Consider the following 18002-nt stretch of genomic DNA (forward strand, 5'->3'; position numbering starts at 1 on the left):
TGGAGTGATCAGCGCGTCTTTCGGCCCGCGATATACTCGTCGATATTGGTCGCCAGCACGTCCAGCGGGACGTTGCCGCCATCGACCACGGCCTGGTTGAAATCGCGCAGGTCGTAAGCCGAGCCCAGCGCCTGCTGCGCGCGGGTGCGCTGGCGGTTGATTTCCGAATGGCCCATCTTGTAGCCGCAGGCTTGGCCCGGCCACGAGCAGTAACGGTCCACTTCGCTGGCGATTTCGCCTGCGTTGCTGCCGTTCTTCTCCACGAAGAACTGCACCGCCTGCTGGCGGCTCCAGCCCTTGGCGTGAAGGCCGGTATCCACCACCATGCGGCAGGCGCGGAAGGCGATGGACTGGAGGTAGCCCAGACGGCCGACCGCATCGTCGTCATAGGCGCCAAGCTCGTCTGCAAGCTGCTCACCATAAAGCGCCCAGCCTTCGGAATAGGCGTTGAACGCCAGCATGGAGCGGATCAGCGGCAGGCGGTTGGCATATTCGCCCTGCCAGACGTGGCCGGGGATCGCTTCGTGATGGACCAAGGTGGGCAGGTCGAACTTGCGGTGCAGATCGGTGGTGTGCAGGTTGATCCACATCTTGCCGGGCACGGTACCGTCCTTCGAGCCGCCGCCGCCATAGGCCGTGGGCGCGCCGGGCTCTTCGGAAAGCGGCAGGCGGCGCACTTCCACTTTGCCGCTGACCGGATCGCGGAAGGCACGCGGCATCTGCGCGCGGATCCAGTCGATGCGCTTCTGGATGAAGGCCATGATCTCGGCGCGGCCGGGATCGCCTTCGGGGAACATGAAGCGCTTGTCGCTGCCCAGCGCGGTCATGCGCTCACCCACGCTGCCCTGCGTGTAGCCCAGTGACTTCAGGATCGGGTCCATGCGGGCGTGGAGCGCGGCCAGTTCCTCCAGCCCCCGCTGGTGGATTTCCTCTGCCGGAACGGTCGTGGTGGTGCTGGCGCGCAGGGCCCAGGCGTAGAATTCGGGGCCATGCGGACGGGCGCCCATGCCCGGATCGCTCTTGGCAAGGCCGCGTTGGCGCTTGAGTTCGGCCAGCTGACGTTCCAGCGCCGGCACCACTTCGCCCGCGACGATGGTCTTGGTGCGGTTTTCCCAGTCGCCGGGGATAGTCTTGGTGCGGCCCACAAGCGAAGAAACGAGCCCGCCGCCGTTATTGCGGGCATCGGCAATCGTGCTTTCCATCTGGGCGATGGCGCGGTCCAGCAGAAAGTCCGGCGGGACTAGGCCCTTGTCGGTGGCCGCGCGCATCCGCTCCAGCTCGCCGTCTAGCTGCGAATCGAACTGGGCAAGGCGTGAGACGTAAGCCTCCGCGTCCTCGGCCGTTTTTACCTGATGGTCGGCATCGAGGAATTTGGGCGTATCGAGATAGGCGCCCACGTTCTGGATCACGACGTAGGGCGTGTTGCGCCAGCCACCCACGGCCACGTCGCCATAAGGCTGGGCCAGACCGTCCAGCGCGGTGCGATAGGCGCTGCGGATCACGGCAAGGCTGGTACGATCGGCATGGTCGAGCCCTGTGGTGTCGAACGCCTCGGCACGGGCCAGATCGGTGCGCAACGTCTTTGCCAGCGCATTGCGGCCGGCGAAGGAGCGATCCTCAAGGCGCGAACGCAGGCCCGCGTGAGCGCCAGTATCGACACCCAGGCTGGTGGCGTTTTCAGGGGCGTGTTCCAGCAGGTTCCAGGCGATCGAATCGAGCAGATCGGAAGCCGCCTTCTGGCCGGAAGGTGCAGCGGCAAGTGCCCGCGCGCCGGGCAGGGCTAGCGCAGCGGTTCCGGTGGCCAGAAGCTGGAGGGTGGTGCGGCGCGAGAGGGGCGCGGTTCCCATGACTTGGTTCTTCATGGGCGGCGAAACTGGCGAGCGGTGGAGCGTGTGTCAAACCCGCTCGATTGCCGGACCATGCTGGGCTAGGGGAAAACGATGGATATAGCGCTTTCCCTGCTCGTTCTCGCCATTGCCGCGCTTGTGCTGGGCGCTATCGCGCTGTTTCGGCGTGGCGGCTATCGCAAGCAGGCAGTGCTCATGCTGGTGCTGGCCGGGGTGATGGCGGTGAACGTGGCGATTCTGGTGGTTCCGACACCCGACGGCAATTCGCTGGCCGACGCCGCGGCAAAGGAAAAGGCGCCGGAGTAACCCTCCGACGCCTTTTGCATTCCTGATCGAAACCCGGTCCGATTACTTGATCGGGCAATCCGGCGAGAGGCGCATATCGAGGTAGTTGTCGACCGAGCGCATCAGGTCGTCCATCTCGTTTTCGAAGAAGTGGTTCGCGCGCGGAATTTCATCGTGGTGGATGGTGATGTGCTTCTGTGTGCGCAGCTTGTCGACCAGCTTCTGCACCGCGTTCGGCGTAACAACGGTGTCAGCTGCGCCCTGAATGATGATGCCCGAAGCGGGGCAGGGGGCGAGGAACGAGAAGTCGTACATGTTGGCCGGCGGCGCCACCGAGATGAAGCCGCGAATCTCCGGACGGCGCATCAGCAGCTGCATGCCGATCAGCGCGCCGAACGAATAGCCGGCGATCCAGGTGGTGGAGGCTTCAGGGTGGATCGACTGCACCCAGTCGAGCGCGGCGGCGGCGTCGGACAATTCACCCACGCCGTTGTCGAAGCTGCCCTGGCTGCGGCCAACGCCGCGGAAGTTGAAGCGCAGGGTGGCGAAGCCGCGGGCCACGAACGCCTTGTACAGGTTCTGCGTGACGCGGTCGTTCATCGTGCCGCCCGCCTGCGGGTGCGGGTGAAGGATCATGGCCACGGGCGCGCGCGGGCGCGTTGCGGGCTGGAAGCGGCCTTCGAGGCGGCCTTCGGGTCCGGGAAAAATGACTGCGGGCATGTGTTTGCGGGCCTGACCTGTTGAAACTCCCGCGAAATACCGGCGGCGATTTGCCGCGTCGGCACTCACGGGAGTGGAAAAGGAATGGTTCGCTATATAGAAACAACCGCCCCGAAAACAACTTTTGCAAGCAATGGCCTCTCATACGATCTATCTCGACCACGCTGCGACCACTCCGATCATGCCCGAGGCGCGCGACGCTTGGCTGGAAGGCGCGACGATCTGGGCCAATCCTTCCAGTCCGCACAAGGCCGGCCGCGCTGCCCGCGCCGCGCTGGAAGACGCGCGCGACCGGCTGAAAAAGGCGCTTGGCTGGCAGGGTGAACTGATTTTCACCTCCGGCGCCAGCGAAGCGCTGGCAATCGGCCTCGGCCGGGCCAAAGCGCAGCGGCGACTGGTGTCGGCCGTGGAGCATGACGCCGTGTTCCGCGCCGCGCCTGACGCGCAGGAACTGCCGATGCGGCAAGGGGAGGTCGATCCCGATGCCCTTGCGACTGCGCTGGCGGCAAGCGGACGCGCCGTGGTGGCGGTGCAGTCGATCAATTCGGAAACCGGCACGGTGCTGCTGCCTTATGCGCAGGACCCGCTGATCCAGCAGGTGCGTGAGGCAGGCGGGTTGTTTCTGGCCGACTGTTCGCAGTCGGCGGGCAAGGCCGCGCTTCCCGATGCGGACATGGTGGTGCTCTCGGCGCACAAGCTGGGCGGCCCCATCGGTATCGGCGCGCTGCTGGTGAAGGACTTCGCGATGCTTGAACCCAGCGGCGGTCAGGAACGCGGCTATCGGGCCGGAACGGAGAACCTACCGGGTGCGCTGGGCTTCGCGGCGGCGTTGGAGGCGCGCGGGCTTGAGGACTGGGCCACCACTACCGAACAGCGCTTCGACTTCAAGAATGCCCTGTTCGAACATGGTGAGGTGATCCAGCCCGGCGTGCAGTGCTCGCACATCTTTGCTGTCGCCGCGCCGCGCCTGGCGGCGACCGCGATGCTGATCCGCATGGATGCGATGGGCTTTGCGATTTCGGCCGGCAGCGCCTGTTCTTCGGGCACGCTCAAGCAAAGCCGTGTTCTGAAAGGCTTCGGCATCGATGAGGATCTCGCGCGCCGCACCGTGCGCATCAGCATCGGCTGGAACACAACGCCGGCCGAACTCGATGCCTTCGCAGAGGCGTGGCGGCAGGTGAACGGGTGATCTACCTCGACTATCAGGCGACGACACCGCTCGCCCCTGAGGCGCGTGAGGCGATGTTGCCATGGCTGGGCGGGCCCGAAGGCGTCGGCTTCGCCAATCCGCACAGCCCGCATCGGCCCGGTCGCGGTGCCGCCGCCATCGTGGAAGTCGCACGCGAACAGGTCGCGGCGCTGCTGCCGCCGGGGGGCAGGGTGGTCTTCACCTCGGGCGCGACGGAGGCGATCAACCTCGCGCTATTCGGTAGCGGAAGGAACAGGCTGGCCGTCTCGGCCATCGAACACGCCGCCGTGCTCGACACCGCGCGGGTGATCGATCCCGCCGTGACCGTTCTGCCGGTCGACGATGACGGGCTGGTCGATCCCGATGCGGTGATCCCGGCGGGTGTCGGACTCGTGGCGGTCATGCAGGCGAACAATGAGATCGGCACCATCCAACCCGTGGATGCACTGGCCGAAGCCGCGCACCGCGCCGGCGCGCTGTTCCTTTGCGACGCCGTGCAAGGTGCAGGCAAGATCGCGCCGCCCGCTGGGGCCGACTTTATCGCGATCTCGGCGCACAAGCTCTACGGCCCCAAGGGCATCGGCGCGCTCTGGATTCGCGACGGCATCGATCTCAAGCCGCTGGTTTTCGGTGGCGGGCAGGAGCAGGGCTTGCGCTCCGGCACTTTGAGTCCCGCCCTTTGCGCGGGCTTCGGAACGGCAGCCATGCTGGCAACTCGGCACATGGCGGAAGATATCGCCCATGTCGAAGCGCTCTGGACCCACGCACGCGAAATTCTCTCTCGCTGGACGCTTAACGGCTCGGCCGAGCATCGCTGGCGCGGAAATCTCAATCTGCGGCGCGATGGTCTGGATGTCGCCCGGCTGATGTCCGACTTGCGCGACGTGGCTTTTTCCGCCGGTTCCGCTTGCGCCAGCGGCTCTGGCCGGCCTAGCCATGTGCTGAAGGCACTGGGGCTTTCCGACGGACAGGCCAAAAGCTCTATCCGTCTGGGATTCGGGAGATATACTGATCTCCGGGAAATCGAGGATGCCTGCGCACGTATTGATGCCGCAGCAGCGGCGCAGGGAGTCTGAATTGTTGAACGTCAGATTTGTTACCGCCGAAGGGGCGTCCGTCACGGCTGAGGCCGAGCCGGGCACGCGCCTCCTTGCCCTCGCGCAGCGTTGCGGGATGCCGCTTGAGGGAACCTGCGAGGGCCAGATGGCCTGCTCCACCTGCCATGTGATCGTCTCGCCCGAATGGTTCGACGTGCTGGAACCTGCCTCCAACGACGAGGAAGACATGCTGGACCTGGCTGCCGGCGTCACCCGCACCAGTCGCCTGTCGTGCCAGATCGAACTGACCGACGCGCTCGACGGTCTGGAAGTGCGAATCCCCGGCTTCTCGCGGGACATGCAGATCGGTTGATCTGCATAAATTGGAACGAATCGGGAAACCAAGCTCTGGAAAACGCGGGAATCTGACTTGGCACCGGGCGGAGCGCTGCTAGGTTCCGCCCATGGTGACCACGACTGACGAAGACTCCGATCCGTTTGACGCCATTGTCGACGCGCCTTTCGATGCCGCGCTTTCTCAGCGCTACCTCGTCTATGCGCTTTCGACGATCACGGCCCGCTCGCTGCCGGACTTGCGCGATGGTCTGAAGCCGGTGCACCGCCGCCTGCTCTGGGCGATGCGCCAGCTGAAGCTGGATCCGGCCAGCGCTTACAAGAAGTCGGCCCGCGTCGTCGGCGACGTGATCGGTAAGTACCATCCGCATGGCGACGCCTCGGTCTACGATGCTATGGTCCGCCTCGCGCAGGACTTCTCGCTGCGCTATCCGCTGGTGCAGGGCCAGGGCAACTTCGGCAATATCGACGGCGATAACGCGGCGGCCTACCGCTATACCGAAGCGCGCCTGACGCGCACGGCGATCCACCTGATGTCAGGGTTGGATGAAGGCACTGTCGACTTCATCCCCACTTACAATGGTGAAGAGAGCGAGCCGGAAATTTTCCCCGGCATGTTCCCGAACCTGCTGGCGAACGGTTCCACGGGCATTGCCGTGGGTATGGCGACCTCGATCCCCAGCCACAACGTTGCCGAGATCATCGATGCGACGATGATGCTGGTCGACAATCCCCATGCCGAGCACGAACAGCTGATGCAGGTGTTCCACGGTCCGGACTTCGCAACCGGCGGCCTCGTGGTGGACAGCCCCGAAGCGATCAGCCACGCCTATGAGACCGGCAAGGGCGCCTTCCGCGTGCGCGGCCGCTTCTCCACCGGCAAGGATGCGGCGGGCAATTGGGAGGAAACCGGGATCGAGCGGCTTGGCAGCGGCCAGTGGCAGCTCGTCATTTCCGAAATCCCCTACATGCTGCCCAAGGGCAAGCTGATCGAGCAGGTTGCCGCGCTGATCGGCGACAAGAAGCTACCGATCCTGGAAGACGTGCGCGACGAAAGCGACGAGCAGATCCGCATCGTCTTCGTGCCCAAGAGCCGCAACGTCGATCCTGAGATGCTCAAGGAGAGCCTCTACAAGCTGACCGACCTGGAGAGCCGCTTCTCGCTCAACCTCAACGTGCTGGATTCGCACCGCACGCCGGGGGTGATGGGCCTGAAACTGCTGCTGTCCGAATGGGTCTACAGCCAGATCGACATCCTGCTGCGTCGTACCCGGCACCGGCTGGAGAAGATCGCTTCGCGGCTGGAACTGGTCGCCGGCTACATCATCGCCTACCTCAACCTCGACCGAATCATCGAGATCATCCGTACCGAGGATGAGCCCAAGCCGGTGATGATGGCCGAGTTCGAGCTGACCGACCGGCAGGCGGAAGCCATCCTCAACATGCGCCTGCGCAGCTTGCGCAAGCTGGAGGAAATGGAGCTTCGCAAGGAGCATGAGGACCTGCTGAAGGAGCAGGACGATCTCAACAAGCTGCTCGAAAGCCCGGCCCGCCAGCGCACGCGCCTGAAGCGTGACCTGACGACGCTGCGCAAGGAATATGCCGAGGATACCGAGCTTGGTCGTCGCCGCACGACCATTGCGCAGGCCAAGCCGACGGTGGAATTCAGCATGGACGCCATGATCGAGAAGGAGCCGGTGACGGTGATCCTCTCCGCGCGCGGCTGGGTGCGTGCGGCGAAGGGGCATGTGCCGCTGGATGGCGATTTCAAGTTCAAGGAAGGCGATGGCCCCGCTTTCGCCTTCCACGCGCAGACGACCGACAAGGTGCTGATCGCGCTGGACAATGGCCGCTTCTACACGGTCGGCGCCGATAAGCTTCCGGGGGCGCGTGGGTTTGGCGAGCCGATCCGAACGATGGTCGATATCGATGCAGACGCGCACATCATCGCGGCCCTGGTTTACAAGCCGAAGTCGCAGATCCTGCTGGCCTCTAACATCGGGCGCGGTTTCGCGGTGGAAGCCGAGGAACTGCTCGCCGAAACCCGCAAGGGCCGTGCGGTCATGTCCACCAAGCCGGGCGTTCAGCTCAAGATCGTGCGTGAAATTCCGGCGGAGCACGATCACGTCGCCGTTGTTGGCGACAATCGCAAGCTGGTGATCTTCAGCCTTGAGGAACTGCCGCTGATGGCAAAGGGGCAGGGCGTGACGCTCCAGCGCTATCGCGATGGCGGACTGTCCGACCTGATCACGCTGAAGCTTGAGGATGGCCTTTCGTGGACGATGGGCGGCGACAGCGGCCGCACGCGGACGGAAAAGGACATGGGGCTGTGGAAGGTCGCGCGCGGCGCGGCGGGCCGTCTACCGCCGACCGGCTTCCCGCGCGACAACAAGTTTCAGGGATAGCGGCAGAGACCGGGGCGCCGATTGCTAGGCGCTCCGGGCTTGCCGGCGTTTTTCAGACGCCCACTTCGATGGTGTCGCCCTCTATCCGCACTTCGTAAGTCTCGATCGCGATCGTCGCAGGCGGGTTCATCGGCGCGCCGGTTTCCAGATCGAAGCGTGCGCCGTGGACCGGGCACGATATCCAGCCATTGCGCATTCGCCCGCATTCCAGCGTTTCGTAGGCATGGCTGCACAAGTTGCGAACGGCGAAGATGCGATCCTTCGTGTTGCACAAGAGCATACTGATCCCGTTCACCTCGACAACGATCTTGGCGCCGGCGGGAACGTCTTCCAGTTTGGCTGCGGCAACGAAGGTCTTTTCGGTCATCTTCTTCCCGGTTTTGCGTGGGGTCTTGCTGTGCGACCTGCTTGTCGCGCCTTCGTGACGCAAGGGTCGGCGGGCCGCAAGCAGGATCAAGCAAGAGGCTGTACCGTGGCGGTCATTTCGTGGGCAAGCCGCCGACGCGATAAGACGCGTGAAAGAACATGCGCTTCGGGAGAATACGGGTGGCAGCCAAAGGCAGAAGCGACGAGAGCTTCGATGTCGTGGTGGTGGGATCGGGCTCGGCCGGGGCGATGGCGGCGCTGCGCAGCGCGGACCTTGGCCTGAAAGTGCTGATCGTCGAGAAAGCGCACAAATTCGGTGGCACTTCGGCCACATCGGGCGGGGTGATGTGGATACCGAACCACGGTCTGGACGGCGACCAGGGAGACAGCCGGGCCTCCGCTCTGGAGTATCTGGATGCCACCATCGGCGTACCGGTGAACCGTGAGCGGCTGGAAGCTTTCGTGGATGAAGCGCCGAAGATGCTGCACTTTCTGAAATCGACCGGCGTGCAAGTGGCGGCGGCGGCATGGCCGGACTATTTCCCGAACCGTGCCGGCGCGCGGGCGGATCGTTCGGTGATCGTGCCGACTTTCGACGGGCGGCGGTTGGGCGACGGGCGCTATGCCCTGATGCGGGAGCAGTACAACCGCTTCAAGCTGTTCGGCCGCTATGCGATGGACCTGACCGAGACGTTTGCGCTGATGATGCAGTCGAAGGGCTGGCGCATGGTCGCGGGCAAGATGATCGGGCGGTATTGGATGGACCGTTCGACGCGCAAGGTCTCGCACCGCGACAAGCGCTTCACCCAAGGTGCGGCGCTGATGGGGGCGACGTACGAGCAGGTGTTTGCGCGCGGGGTTGACCTTCGAATGGAAACTGCGCTGGAAGGGCTGACCGTCGATGAGGGCGGCCGTGTCACCGGGATCGAGGTGTCCAACTTCGGCCGCAAGTATACGGTTGAGGCGCGGCACGGCGTGGTGCTGGCGGCGGGCGGGTTCGAGTGGAATCAGGCGCTGCGGGATCGGTTCTATCCGGTGCCGGGGCTGACGCGGCACTCCTCCACGCCCGAGGATGGCAATCGCGGCGAGGCGCTGGTCGCGGCGGAGGCGGTGGGGGCGTCCACCGAGCATACCTCGCAGGGCTGGTGGATCCCGACGATGACGCTGCCGATGAAGGGCGCGTCGAACTTCCACGAGATCCATCAGGCCGCGTTCGATGTGGGCCGTCCGTGGAGCGTGGTGGTCAATCGCAAGGGCGTGCGCTTTGTGGACGAGGCCTGCGGGTACGACCAGTTCGGGCAGGCCATGGTGCGCGATCAGATCGAGAGCGGTGCGAACTGCCCGTGCTGGCTGATCTTCGATGCGAAGTTCCGCAAGAAATTCAGCGCTGGCGGCCTGATGCCCACGGTCCACACGCCCGAGCACAAAGTGCCGGACGACTGGTGGGATCACTACGTGTTCCGCGCCGATACGATCGAGGGGCTTTGCGCCAAGACGCATCTGCCGGTGGAGGCCGTGCGGCAGACCGTCGCCAACATGAACGCCTATGCGAAGACCGGCGTCGATCCCGAATTCGGGCGGGGCATGAATCCCTATGACCAGATGTTCGGCGATCCCTCCTCCACGCCCAATCCGAACATCGGGCCGATCGACAAGGCGCCGTTCTACGCCGTGCCGATCAACAATGGCGATCTGGGCACCAAGGGCGGCTTGCGCTGCGATGCTCGCGCGCGGGTGCTGGACGGGGTGGGGCAGCCGATTGCGGGGCTTTACGCGGCTGGCAACAATTCGGGGACGCCGTTCGGGGATACCTATCCGGGGGCGGGGGCTACCATCGGGCCGGCCATGACCTTCGGGTTTGTTGCCGCCAATGACATTGCCGAACGGGCGGGAAACCAGCGGGTGGGCTAGGCCCGAATGCTTTCAGGACCGCCTTCGCGGGGATGACGATGGGAGTGCGGAGATGATCTTTCAGGTCTCAGTACGGCCCAAATATTAGTCGCGTATCATATAGTCCCGTCATCCCCGCGAAGGCGGGGATCCCGCTTTTCTTCAAGCGGTGGCGGCACAAGCGGAGCAGGATAGATGCAAGGCAAGGTAGCAGTCGTCACCGGAGCGGCAGGCGGCATCGGTGAGGCGATCGTGCGCGCTCTGGGGGCCAAGGGCGTCAAGGTCCTCGGCACCGGGCGCAATACAGAGAAGCTTCAGGCGCTCAAGGACGCGCTGGCGGGTTCGGTGGAGTTCGACTTCATCGCCATCGACGCCACGGCCGACGAAGCCCCGCGCGCCATCGTCGATGTCGCGGTGGAGAAGTTCGGGCGGCTGGACGTGTTGGTGAACAATGCCGGTTCGTTCAACTTCGGCCCGGTGGACCAGACCACCGATGCCATGCTGGACGAAGTGCTGGGCATATCCCTGCGGGCTCCGTTCCGGCTCTGCCGAGAGGCGTTGAGGGTGATGGGTGAGGGGAGCTCGATCCTGTTCATCGGATCGACCTGGGGGCTTTACGGCACGCCGGGCGGCGGGGCCTATTCCACAGTGAAGGCCGGTCAGATCGGCCTGATGCAGACGATGGCCGCCGAATATGGCCCGTGCGGCATCCGCTCCAACTACATAGCGCCGACCGTGGTGCGCACCGAGATGACGACGGCGTTCTGGGACCTCGACTTCTTCCGTCGCACCAACCATGAACTGACGCCGCTCCAGCGCGATTGCTCGGCAGCGGACATCGGCAACATGGCGGCTTTCCTCGCTTCGGATGAGGCCGGGTTCGTCAACGGACAGACCATCGCCGTGGACGGCGGCATTTCGACCACGCGCTATGTTTCGCCCGCCGCAATTGGGGCCGTTCGCCAATAATCAGCGCGGAGGTTTGCACGCCTTGCCCTCGTAGGCGAAGCGGATCGTCTTGTATTCGCTGCCGCTCCAGCGGGCGATGGGGAAGCAGAAGCCGGGGCCGCCGATCTCGATATCGGGGTAGCCATCCACGCCGCGCGTCGTCTGGAACGTGGCGATGCCAGTCTCGTTGGCCATGACCTGCCAACCGGCTGGCGTCTGGCGCAGTAGTTGGAAGCCTGTGCCGGCCATGCCGAAGCATTCGGTGCCGTCCGCCGTGATCAGGGCTTCGGGGCGGCCGTCTCCGTTAAGGTCTTTGAACTCCACGTTCTGGCGCGTGACCGTGGTTGCGCCGTCGCAGCCTTTCCAGGAATTGCCGGCCTTCACATAACCGGCCGTGCGCATCAGTTGATCGAACTGGGCGGGTGTCAGTGCGGGCTTCGGTGCCTGCGCCGCGACAGGAGTGGCAAGGATAAGGGCGAGCAGGGCGGTTCTGTAGATGGCAGGCATTATTCATCCCCCATTCGAGCAAGCCCCTTGGCGTCGAGGGTGCGGCAATTCCTCTCCGCCCGTCAATCCGGACGAACCACCAGGCGATTGCTGCCAAACGGCGGTTTTCGCCGGGGCGTTGGCCCTGCGCTTGTGAGCCGGGGGTGCGCTGGGTAACGCCGGAGGAAAGCAAAGACGAAGGATGCCATGCAGTTCGAATGGACCGAGGAACAGGACGCGTTCCGGCACAAGATCCGGGACTTCCTGCACGCTAACCTGCCGGATGACTGGGAAAAGTTCTCCGAACACGGCCCCGCCTCGCCTGCGCTGACGGCCTTTGCGCGCACGTTCTGCGTGAAGCTGGCCGAAGTCGGCCTGCTGTTTCCGCACTGGCCGAAAGAGATGGGCGGCGAAGGGCTAGGTCCGTGGGAGCAGCAGATCCTTTCCGAAGAGATGTGGATCGCCGGCGAGCCGCGGGGCGGCCAGTACATGAACGTCAACTGGATCGGCCCGACGCTGGAAAAGTACGGCACGCCTGAGCAGAAGACGCGCTACCTGGAGCCGATCACGCGCGGGGAATCGCTGTGGTGCCAGGGCTTTTCGGAGCCCGATGCCGGATCGGACCTTGCCAGCCTGCGCACCCGCGCGGTGCTGACGGACGGCAATTACGTCATCAACGGACAGAAGATCTGGACCTCCTACGCGGGTCTTGCCGACACCTGCTTCCTGCTCACCCGCACCAGCGACGATCGCAAGAAGGGCATCACCATCGTCCTCGTGCCGATGGACACGCCGGGCATCACCGTGCGCCAGATCCCCTCGCTGATCGGTGAGGGTGACATTCACGAGGTCTTCTTCGACGATGTGACCGTGCCTGAAACCGCGCGTTTCGGTGAGGAAGGGCAGGCCTGGGAAATCATCGCCTATTCGCTGCGCAATGAACGGCTGGGCATTCCCCGCTTCACGCTGGCCCGTGCCGCGCTGGACCGGGCGGTCTTGATGCTGAAGGAGCGCGGCGATTTCACCCGCGAGTATGTTCGCATCGAAGCGGCGCGCTGCGCGGCGCTTTGCGAGGCGGCAGGCACGGCCAACTATGCCGTCGTGCAAAAACGCGTGGACGGGCTGGCGATCGGCGCGGAGTCCAGTTCCGCCCGCTATGTCACCGTCATGGCCGAGCGGGCCGTCTGCGAATTCGTGGTGGAGTTCCTGCCCGAAGCGCTCGCGGGTGCTTCGCCCTATCTCAAGATGCACCACCAGCGCGGCATCGTCGCCGGGGTCGCCGCCGGATCGGCGGAGATCCAGCTCAACATCATCGCCAGCGAAGTGCTGGAACTGCCGCGGGAGCCGCGCTGATGCAGCTTGCCCTCAATGAAGACCAGACGCAGGTCCTCGATTTCGTCGAAGCCCTTGCGCGGCCCTTCGCTTCCGCTCCGCTGCACGATGCGGGGCTGGCGCTGGAAAGCGAAGAACTCGACGCCGCCTTGGTGGAGAACGGTTTCCTCGATGTCATGGCGGTCGAGGAACTGGGCCCCGTAACTGCCGCGTTGGTGGTGGAGAAACTGGCCCGCCTGCCCTTCGCGGTGGAGGCGGCGGCCTCCGCGCTGGTGCGTCCGCTGATCGATCCCGAACTGCCACGCCCGCTCTGTCTGGTGGAGGAAGGGCGCACTTCGGCGCCGCTGCGCTTCCTGCGTCCTGGTGCGACGGTGGTCGTCGTCGGGCCCTCCGGCGTGCGCAGCTTCACCGCGAGTGAGGACCTGATCGCACCGGCGCAGGAGGATACGCTCTATGCCTATCCGGTGGCGTTCCTGACCGGCTTGCCCGAAGCGATGACCGTGCACGATGTCGATCCGGCCGAAGTCACTCGCGCATGGCGCGTCGCGATGGCGGCCGAAGCGGCGGGGCTGTTGGGCGCGGCGCTGGCGAGCGTTGTGACCTACGTGTCCGAGCGCAAGCAGTTCGGCCGTCCGCTCGCGACGTTTCAGGCGATGCGGCACCGCCTTGCCGAGGCGCAAGTGGTGACGAACACCGCCTACTGGTTGGCCATGCGGGCGGCGGCGAGCGGGGATCGGGCCGATGCGGCCATGGCGCTGCTCTATGCGCAGGAGGCGGCCAAGCGGGTTTGTTACGATTACCACCAGTTCCTTGGCGGCATGGGCATGACGCTGGAGCATCCGCTACACTTGTGGACTTACCGGCTGAAGCTGCTGACGGCCGAACTCGGCGGGCGCGGAGCACAAGGGCTGGCTGCGGCAGAGGCGCTCTGGGGGGCTGCCTGACATCTTACTCGTCAATGCTGCGTAAGGCGGGCCGCTTGTCCTTTGCGACATTGCAGAAAGGAAGCGGGGTCCCCGCCTTCGCGGGGACGACGAGGTTTGTTGTGATATGCTGGTTTTTGGTTGGAGCCTTGGCTTTTGGCGGCTCTTTCGTGTCGCGTGTCAGCGCGCCAGTTACCTTTGATCTGCGCTCCCCGATCACTCCCCGCGCGATGGCGTAAACGCGCTCGCGATATCCGGCTCGGCGCTGTCGCGGCACGGAGTAGGCCATGCAAAAATCCCTGCCGACACAGAACATGGACGAGTGAGAGCAAGGATGAAGGGAAGAGATCTGATCGATCTGGATGGTCAAGTGGCGCTGGTCACTGGCGCAGGCCAGAATGCCGGCCGGGCGACGGCGCTGGAACTGGCGCGGCACAATGCCGGGGGCATCGCGGTCAACGATTTCGTGCCCGAACGGGCCGAGGCGGTGGCTGCCGAAGTGCGTGCCTTGGGCGTGCCGGCACTGGCGGTTCCGTTCGACGTTACCGATCTTGAAGCAGCAAAGGCTGCCAATGCCGCGATTACGGCGGAACTGGGCGCGGCCACGGTGCTGGTGAACAATGCCGGCATGGCGGGACCCGGCGCCTCGATCCGACCTTCGCAGAACTTCTGGGAGGAAGATCCTGCGAACTGGCAGCGCTATCTCGGCACCAATCTCTACGGCGTCTACAACTGCTGTTTCGCCTTCATTCCCAACATGGTCGAGGCAAAGCGCGGTCGCATCGTCACCATCGTTTCGGATTCGGGCCGCGTGGGTGAGGCGAAGCTGGCGGTCTATGCATCGTCGAAGGCCGGCGCGCAGGGCTTCATGCGCTCGATCGCCAAAGAACTCGGGCGCTACAACGTCACTGCCAACTGCGTATCGCTCTCTGCCCTGCTGCCCGACATGGATGACGCGCAGCGAGAACAGATCATGCAGGGCGATCACATGAAGGGGCTGATGTCACGCTATTCGATCCGTCGCTGCGGCAAATCGACCGACGTGGCCGCGCTGGTCACGTTCCTCTGCTCCGATGCGGCGGAATGGATCACGGGGCAGACCTATCCGCTTAACGGAGGCTACGCGCCGTCCGCCTAAGGCAATATTGGATGACCCGGAGCGGGTCGGCAATCAGCCGGCCCGCTCACCGCGCGCGAAGAGCGGATGGTTGCAGACGGCATAGCTGGGGTCTGCCGCGCCCTGACCCAGAATGCCGCCGCCGTCGAACGGCCGGCGCAGCTTGAAGTCGTAAGTGACGACACGTTTTGCAAAGCGCCACTTGCCGTCGGCACAGCGGCGGTAATTGTCGATATAGCGAACCGCCATGAAGTCTTCTTCCCGTGTACCCTCGCGGGACGGGATCAGGTGCCAGGCAAGCGCGTAGACTTCGCCGCAGGCATTGTCTCCATCCACCGCGATCAGGTGATTGCACACGTGATGGCCGGAATAGGGCATGTGGGGAAACGAGCCCTCGATGAATTTGCAGTAGTCTGCTGCCGATCCGTCGAAACTGTCGCCATGCGTGTCCGTCGCGTCCTGCGTATAGAGGTCGCGGAGCAGGGCGATGTCCTGCCGGTCTATCGCGCGCGAATAGAGCAGCACGAGATCGCGGATGGCATCCTTGTCCAGCAATTGGCGCAGCGCATTGTCATCAGCCATGTCTTCTCCCTCCCGTTTTGTGGCGTTCTAGAGCAGGGCACCGCCATCCACGGGGTAGACTTGCCCGGTGATGAAGCTGGCGCGCTGGCTGGCAAGGAAGGCGACCATGCCTGCCATCTCGGCCGGGTTCGCAAAGGGCCGGCCGACGAAAGTACGGCGCTGGCGGATCGCCCGGTCTTCTTCGGCCACGCTGGCGGTACCTTGACTGAACAGGCCGGATTTGGGGTGGAACCTGCTGCCTTTGCTGAAGTCGGCGGGATCGCGGGAGATCGTGGCGTACGGGGCCACGGCGTTCACGCGGATGCCGTGCTGGCCCAATTCCTTTGCCAGCACGGTTGTGAAGCTGTGCACCGCGCCTTTCGCGGCAGAATAGACCGCCAGCTGGTAATCGCCGACCAGCGCTGCCGTAGATCCGATATTGACGATCGCGCCGGCCTTTCGTTCGATCATTCCCCGCAGCACCGCATGGGTCATGCGCAGTACGGTGCCGAAGTTGAGATCGATGTCGGCCATCCATGTGGCAGGATCGGAGTCGGCAAAGAAGCCCTGCGAGACATTGCCGCCCACATTGTTGACCAGCACGTCGACCGGGCCAAGCGTTTCGGCAGCCGCCAGCACGCGGGCGGGGCTGGCTGGATCCGTGAGGTCTGCTGCAACGAACAGCGCCGCCGGGGCTCCGGCTTTCAGGCAATCGTCGACCAGTCTTGCACCGGCTTCCTCGTCGCGGCCGACCAGCAGCGTCTTCGCGCCTTCGCCCGCCAGCTCAAGGGCGATGGCGCGCCCGATGTTGGCGGTGGCCCCCGAAACGATCGCCAGCTTCCCTGCAAGTCCCAGGTCCATTGCCCAGCTCTCCGCATTCCCATTGAGGGCATTGCGCTAGTGGGGAACGAAGGGCAGGGCAAACCGCCAGAGCGATCAGCCGTGATGCTGGGCGGGAAGCGAAATCAATCTTCGGTATCCACGGAAGAGTCGTCGCGCAGTCGCGGTTTGCGCGATGTCAGTACGCAGCGTGTTTCCGTATCGTTGCCGTCCGCACCCACGATGCGCACGAAGCCGGGGGAGATGCGGTGCAGGCGCAGGCCCTTAAGCCCCCCTCCGGTCATCACGACGGAATCGCCGGTCAGCAGATAGCTGCCGCGAACGCCGTCCACGCCCTTGTAGCTGGAGAAATTGACCACCTGGAAATCGAGCGTCGGTACCGGGATGCCGACGGCACCGCCTGCATCGCCGTCCTTTTCACAGGAATATCGGCCCAGAGAGAGCGTGCCGAGCGTGCCGCCGGGAACCGGCGGCGGAGCGGGCCTAGCCGCGAGCGGAGATGCCAGCGCAACCAAGGCGATGGACAATACGGGCAATAAGGCAAGGCGAGCGCGATTCATGACCAAAGCGCTAGCATCGGCGCGAAGCAATTGCCACAGTCGGTGTCCTAAGCTAAGGGCGGCTGCTTCGCCGCCCAGCGGCTCTTTCCCATCGAAGGCTCTCTCATGAAGATCAGCGGCGTCGACATTCGTCCCGGCAATATTCTCGAATACGAAAAGGGCATCTGGAAAGTTGCCAAGACGCAGCACACCCAGCCGGGCAAGGGCGGCGCCTTCATGCAGGTCGAGATGAAGAACCTGATCGATGGCCGCAAGACCAACGTGCGCTTTCGCAGCGCCGACACGGTCGAGAAGGTTCGCCTCGACACCAAGGACTTCCAGTTCCTTTACGCCGAAAGCGACCAGCTGGTGTTCATGGACATCGAAACCTACGAACAGATCCAGCTTCCGGCCGATCTTCTGGGCGACGCCGCAGCCTTCCTGCAGGACGGTATGCAGGTCCTGCTCGAAATGTGGGAAGAACGCCCGATCTCGGTTGAGCTTCCCGAGCAGGTCGAAGCCACCATCGTCGAGGCTGACGCCGTGGTGAAGGGCCAGACCGCTTCGTCCAGCTACAAGCCTGCCGTGCTCGACAACGGCGTGCGCGTGATGGTTCCGCCGCACATCGAAAGCGGCACCCGCATCGTCGTCGACGTCTACGAGCGCGCTTACGTGCGCAAGGCTGACTGATGCGCCGGGCGGTCGTTTCCGCGCTGGCCATGGGCTCGCTGGCGTTCGGCTCGGTGCCGGCGCTGGCTGCAGCCAAGCCGGCTGCGAAGCCGGCCGCCAAGCCTGCCGCACCGGCGGGAGCAGCGAGCCACGCCGCGCCCCCGCCAGAGGTGCAGCACGCGCTGCTCTACCTGAAGGTGCTGATCTCCGGTCTCCAGTCCGACAAGGTCGAGGAACCGGTCAAAGGCGTTTTGGTGGGCTGCCTCTACAACAATTCCCTGTCGCGGATCAGCGGTGCGATGGACAAGGTCATCGCTCAAAATCCCGACAAGATACACCGCGACAAGCCTGACGAAATGTTGCGCGCCATGGTCGCGATCTGCGATCACAGCGATCAGAAGCCGGCAGGCGCTCCCGGTCAGCAGCCGCAGGGCCGCTGATCAGAATGGCGGGCCCGCATCTGCGGGGCCGCCCCAAGCCAGTAAACATCGGCC

General features: G+C 64.5%; 19 protein-coding genes. 12 read left to right on the plus strand and 7 right to left on the minus strand.

What is annotated here, in order from left to right:
- Positions 1 to 8: 8 nt before the first annotated feature.
- Positions 9 to 1847 (minus strand): DUF885 domain-containing protein, encoded by a 1839-nt coding sequence (locus ACZ1JV_RS17750; RefSeq protein WP_465149867.1) that lies wholly within the window; start codon positions 1845 to 1847, stop codon positions 9 to 11.
- Between the two features lie 93 nt (positions 1848 to 1940).
- Between ACZ1JV_RS17750 and ACZ1JV_RS17755 the strand changes: the two genes are divergently transcribed.
- Entirely contained in the window at positions 1941 to 2153 is a 213-nt protein-coding gene (locus ACZ1JV_RS17755; protein ID WP_465149868.1) for a hypothetical protein, read from the plus strand.
- A 42-nt stretch (positions 2154 to 2195) separates the two neighbouring features.
- Here ACZ1JV_RS17755 and ACZ1JV_RS17760 read toward each other — a convergent pair whose 3' ends face one another.
- Positions 2196 to 2852 (minus strand): alpha/beta hydrolase, encoded by a 657-nt coding sequence (locus ACZ1JV_RS17760; protein ID WP_465138420.1) that lies wholly within the window; start codon positions 2850 to 2852, stop codon positions 2196 to 2198.
- 133 nt (positions 2853 to 2985) lie between these two features.
- On the opposite strand from ACZ1JV_RS17760, the gene ACZ1JV_RS17765 reads away from it, so the two are divergent.
- From ACZ1JV_RS17765 to parC, 4 genes are all read left to right on the plus strand, one after another.
- Positions 2986 to 4041 carry a cysteine desulfurase family protein gene (locus ACZ1JV_RS17765; protein WP_465149869.1) on the plus strand — a complete coding sequence of 352 codons (1056 nt, stop codon included), beginning with the start codon at positions 2986 to 2988 and terminating at the stop codon, positions 4039 to 4041.
- Positions 4038 to 5117, plus strand: coding sequence for a cysteine desulfurase family protein (locus tag ACZ1JV_RS17770; protein WP_465152600.1), 1080 nt, complete (start codon positions 4038 to 4040; stop codon positions 5115 to 5117). Before ACZ1JV_RS17765 ends, ACZ1JV_RS17770 begins: the two co-directional genes overlap by 4 nt.
- Before the next feature lies 1 nt (position 5118).
- Entirely contained in the window at positions 5119 to 5451 is a 333-nt protein-coding gene (locus ACZ1JV_RS17775) for a 2Fe-2S iron-sulfur cluster-binding protein (protein ID WP_465138423.1), read from the plus strand.
- A gap of 91 nt (positions 5452 to 5542) precedes the next feature.
- Entirely contained in the window at positions 5543 to 7837 is a 2295-nt protein-coding gene (parC, locus tag ACZ1JV_RS17780; protein ID WP_465149870.1) for a DNA topoisomerase IV subunit A, read from the plus strand.
- 52 nt (positions 7838 to 7889) lie between these two features.
- Here the strand turns inward: parC and ACZ1JV_RS17785 are convergent, their stop codons facing one another.
- The gene (locus tag ACZ1JV_RS17785) at positions 7890 to 8204 is read right to left on the minus strand and encodes a Rieske (2Fe-2S) protein (protein ID WP_465149871.1); all 315 of its coding nucleotides are present in this window, start codon (positions 8202 to 8204) and stop codon (positions 7890 to 7892) included.
- 179 nt (positions 8205 to 8383) lie between these two features.
- Between ACZ1JV_RS17785 and ACZ1JV_RS17790 the strand changes: the two genes are divergently transcribed.
- Positions 8384 to 10114, plus strand: coding sequence for an FAD-dependent oxidoreductase (locus tag ACZ1JV_RS17790; protein WP_465149872.1), 1731 nt, complete (start codon positions 8384 to 8386; stop codon positions 10112 to 10114).
- A 174-nt stretch (positions 10115 to 10288) separates the two neighbouring features.
- Positions 10289 to 11062, plus strand: coding sequence for an SDR family NAD(P)-dependent oxidoreductase (locus ACZ1JV_RS17795; protein WP_465138427.1), 774 nt, complete (start codon positions 10289 to 10291; stop codon positions 11060 to 11062).
- On the opposite strand, the gene ACZ1JV_RS17800 is transcribed toward ACZ1JV_RS17795, so the two are convergent.
- Positions 11063 to 11548 (minus strand): FG-GAP repeat domain-containing protein, encoded by a 486-nt coding sequence (locus tag ACZ1JV_RS17800; protein WP_465149873.1) that lies wholly within the window; start codon positions 11546 to 11548, stop codon positions 11063 to 11065.
- A gap of 186 nt (positions 11549 to 11734) precedes the next feature.
- Between ACZ1JV_RS17800 and ACZ1JV_RS17805 the strand changes: the two genes are divergently transcribed.
- The 3 genes from ACZ1JV_RS17805 to ACZ1JV_RS17815 all read left to right on the plus strand — a co-directional run bounded on the left by ACZ1JV_RS17805 (position 11735) and on the right by ACZ1JV_RS17815 (position 14920).
- Entirely contained in the window at positions 11735 to 12880 is a 1146-nt protein-coding gene (locus ACZ1JV_RS17805) for an acyl-CoA dehydrogenase family protein (RefSeq protein WP_465149874.1), read from the plus strand.
- Positions 12880 to 13803, plus strand: a complete 924-nt coding sequence (locus ACZ1JV_RS17810) for an acyl-CoA dehydrogenase family protein (RefSeq protein WP_465149875.1) — start codon at positions 12880 to 12882, stop codon at positions 13801 to 13803. Before ACZ1JV_RS17805 ends, ACZ1JV_RS17810 begins: the two co-directional genes overlap by 1 nt.
- A 313-nt stretch (positions 13804 to 14116) precedes the next feature.
- Positions 14117 to 14920 (plus strand): SDR family NAD(P)-dependent oxidoreductase, encoded by an 804-nt coding sequence (locus ACZ1JV_RS17815; RefSeq protein WP_465149876.1) that lies wholly within the window; start codon positions 14117 to 14119, stop codon positions 14918 to 14920.
- A 33-nt stretch (positions 14921 to 14953) separates the two neighbouring features.
- Here the strand turns inward: ACZ1JV_RS17815 and ACZ1JV_RS17820 are convergent, their stop codons facing one another.
- The 3 genes from ACZ1JV_RS17820 to ACZ1JV_RS17830 all read right to left on the minus strand — a co-directional run bounded on the left by ACZ1JV_RS17820 (position 14954) and on the right by ACZ1JV_RS17830 (position 16860).
- The gene (locus tag ACZ1JV_RS17820; protein ID WP_465149877.1) at positions 14954 to 15481 is read right to left on the minus strand and encodes a nuclear transport factor 2 family protein; all 528 of its coding nucleotides are present in this window, start codon (positions 15479 to 15481) and stop codon (positions 14954 to 14956) included.
- Positions 15482 to 15508: 27 nt separating this feature from the next.
- Positions 15509 to 16321, minus strand: coding sequence for an SDR family NAD(P)-dependent oxidoreductase (locus tag ACZ1JV_RS17825; protein WP_465149878.1), 813 nt, complete (start codon positions 16319 to 16321; stop codon positions 15509 to 15511).
- A gap of 104 nt (positions 16322 to 16425) precedes the next feature.
- Positions 16426 to 16860: a hypothetical protein gene (locus ACZ1JV_RS17830; RefSeq protein WP_465138434.1), complete on the minus strand. Its 435-nt coding sequence runs from the start codon at positions 16858 to 16860 to the stop codon at positions 16426 to 16428.
- Between the two features lie 105 nt (positions 16861 to 16965).
- Here ACZ1JV_RS17830 and efp point away from each other — a divergent pair, with 105 nt between their 5' ends.
- Together efp and ACZ1JV_RS17840 are read left to right on the plus strand one after the other, a co-directional pair.
- The gene (gene efp, locus ACZ1JV_RS17835; RefSeq protein ID WP_465149879.1) at positions 16966 to 17529 is read left to right on the plus strand and encodes an elongation factor P; all 564 of its coding nucleotides are present in this window, start codon (positions 16966 to 16968) and stop codon (positions 17527 to 17529) included.
- On the plus strand, positions 17529 to 17948 hold the full coding sequence (locus tag ACZ1JV_RS17840) for a hypothetical protein (RefSeq protein WP_465149880.1): 420 nt from the start codon (positions 17529 to 17531) through the stop codon (positions 17946 to 17948). The genes efp and ACZ1JV_RS17840 overlap by 1 nt, the downstream gene beginning before the upstream one ends.
- Positions 17949 to 18002 lie beyond the last annotated feature (54 nt).

This window comes from Novosphingobium sp. BL-S-19 (assembly GCF_055521675.1).

Coding starts and splice junctions, on each gene's coding strand:
- ACZ1JV_RS17815 (WP_465149876.1), top strand. CDS start 14,117: ATGAAGGGAAGAGATCTGATCGATCTGGATGGTCAAGTGGCGCTGGTC.
- ACZ1JV_RS17825 (WP_465149878.1), bottom strand. CDS start 16,321: ATGGACCTGGGACTTGCAGGGAAGCTGGCGATCGTTTCGGGGGCCACC.
- ACZ1JV_RS17810 (WP_465149875.1), top strand. CDS start 12,880: ATGCAGCTTGCCCTCAATGAAGACCAGACGCAGGTCCTCGATTTCGTC.
- parC (WP_465149870.1), top strand. CDS start 5,543: ATGGTGACCACGACTGACGAAGACTCCGATCCGTTTGACGCCATTGTC.
- ACZ1JV_RS17820 (WP_465149877.1), bottom strand. CDS start 15,481: ATGGCTGATGACAATGCGCTGCGCCAATTGCTGGACAAGGATGCCATC.
- ACZ1JV_RS17750 (WP_465149867.1), bottom strand. CDS start 1,847: ATGGGAACCGCGCCCCTCTCGCGCCGCACCACCCTCCAGCTTCTGGCC.
- ACZ1JV_RS17795 (WP_465138427.1), top strand. CDS start 10,289: ATGCAAGGCAAGGTAGCAGTCGTCACCGGAGCGGCAGGCGGCATCGGT.
- ACZ1JV_RS17805 (WP_465149874.1), top strand. CDS start 11,735: ATGCAGTTCGAATGGACCGAGGAACAGGACGCGTTCCGGCACAAGATC.
- ACZ1JV_RS17840 (WP_465149880.1), top strand. CDS start 17,529: ATGCGCCGGGCGGTCGTTTCCGCGCTGGCCATGGGCTCGCTGGCGTTC.
- ACZ1JV_RS17765 (WP_465149869.1), top strand. CDS start 2,986: ATGGCCTCTCATACGATCTATCTCGACCACGCTGCGACCACTCCGATC.
- efp (WP_465149879.1), top strand. CDS start 16,966: ATGAAGATCAGCGGCGTCGACATTCGTCCCGGCAATATTCTCGAATAC.
- ACZ1JV_RS17800 (WP_465149873.1), bottom strand. CDS start 11,548: ATGCCTGCCATCTACAGAACCGCCCTGCTCGCCCTTATCCTTGCCACT.
- ACZ1JV_RS17755 (WP_465149868.1), top strand. CDS start 1,941: ATGGATATAGCGCTTTCCCTGCTCGTTCTCGCCATTGCCGCGCTTGTG.
- ACZ1JV_RS17830 (WP_465138434.1), bottom strand. CDS start 16,860: ATGAATCGCGCTCGCCTTGCCTTATTGCCCGTATTGTCCATCGCCTTG.
- ACZ1JV_RS17785 (WP_465149871.1), bottom strand. CDS start 8,204: ATGACCGAAAAGACCTTCGTTGCCGCAGCCAAACTGGAAGACGTTCCC.
- ACZ1JV_RS17760 (WP_465138420.1), bottom strand. CDS start 2,852: ATGCCCGCAGTCATTTTTCCCGGACCCGAAGGCCGCCTCGAAGGCCGC.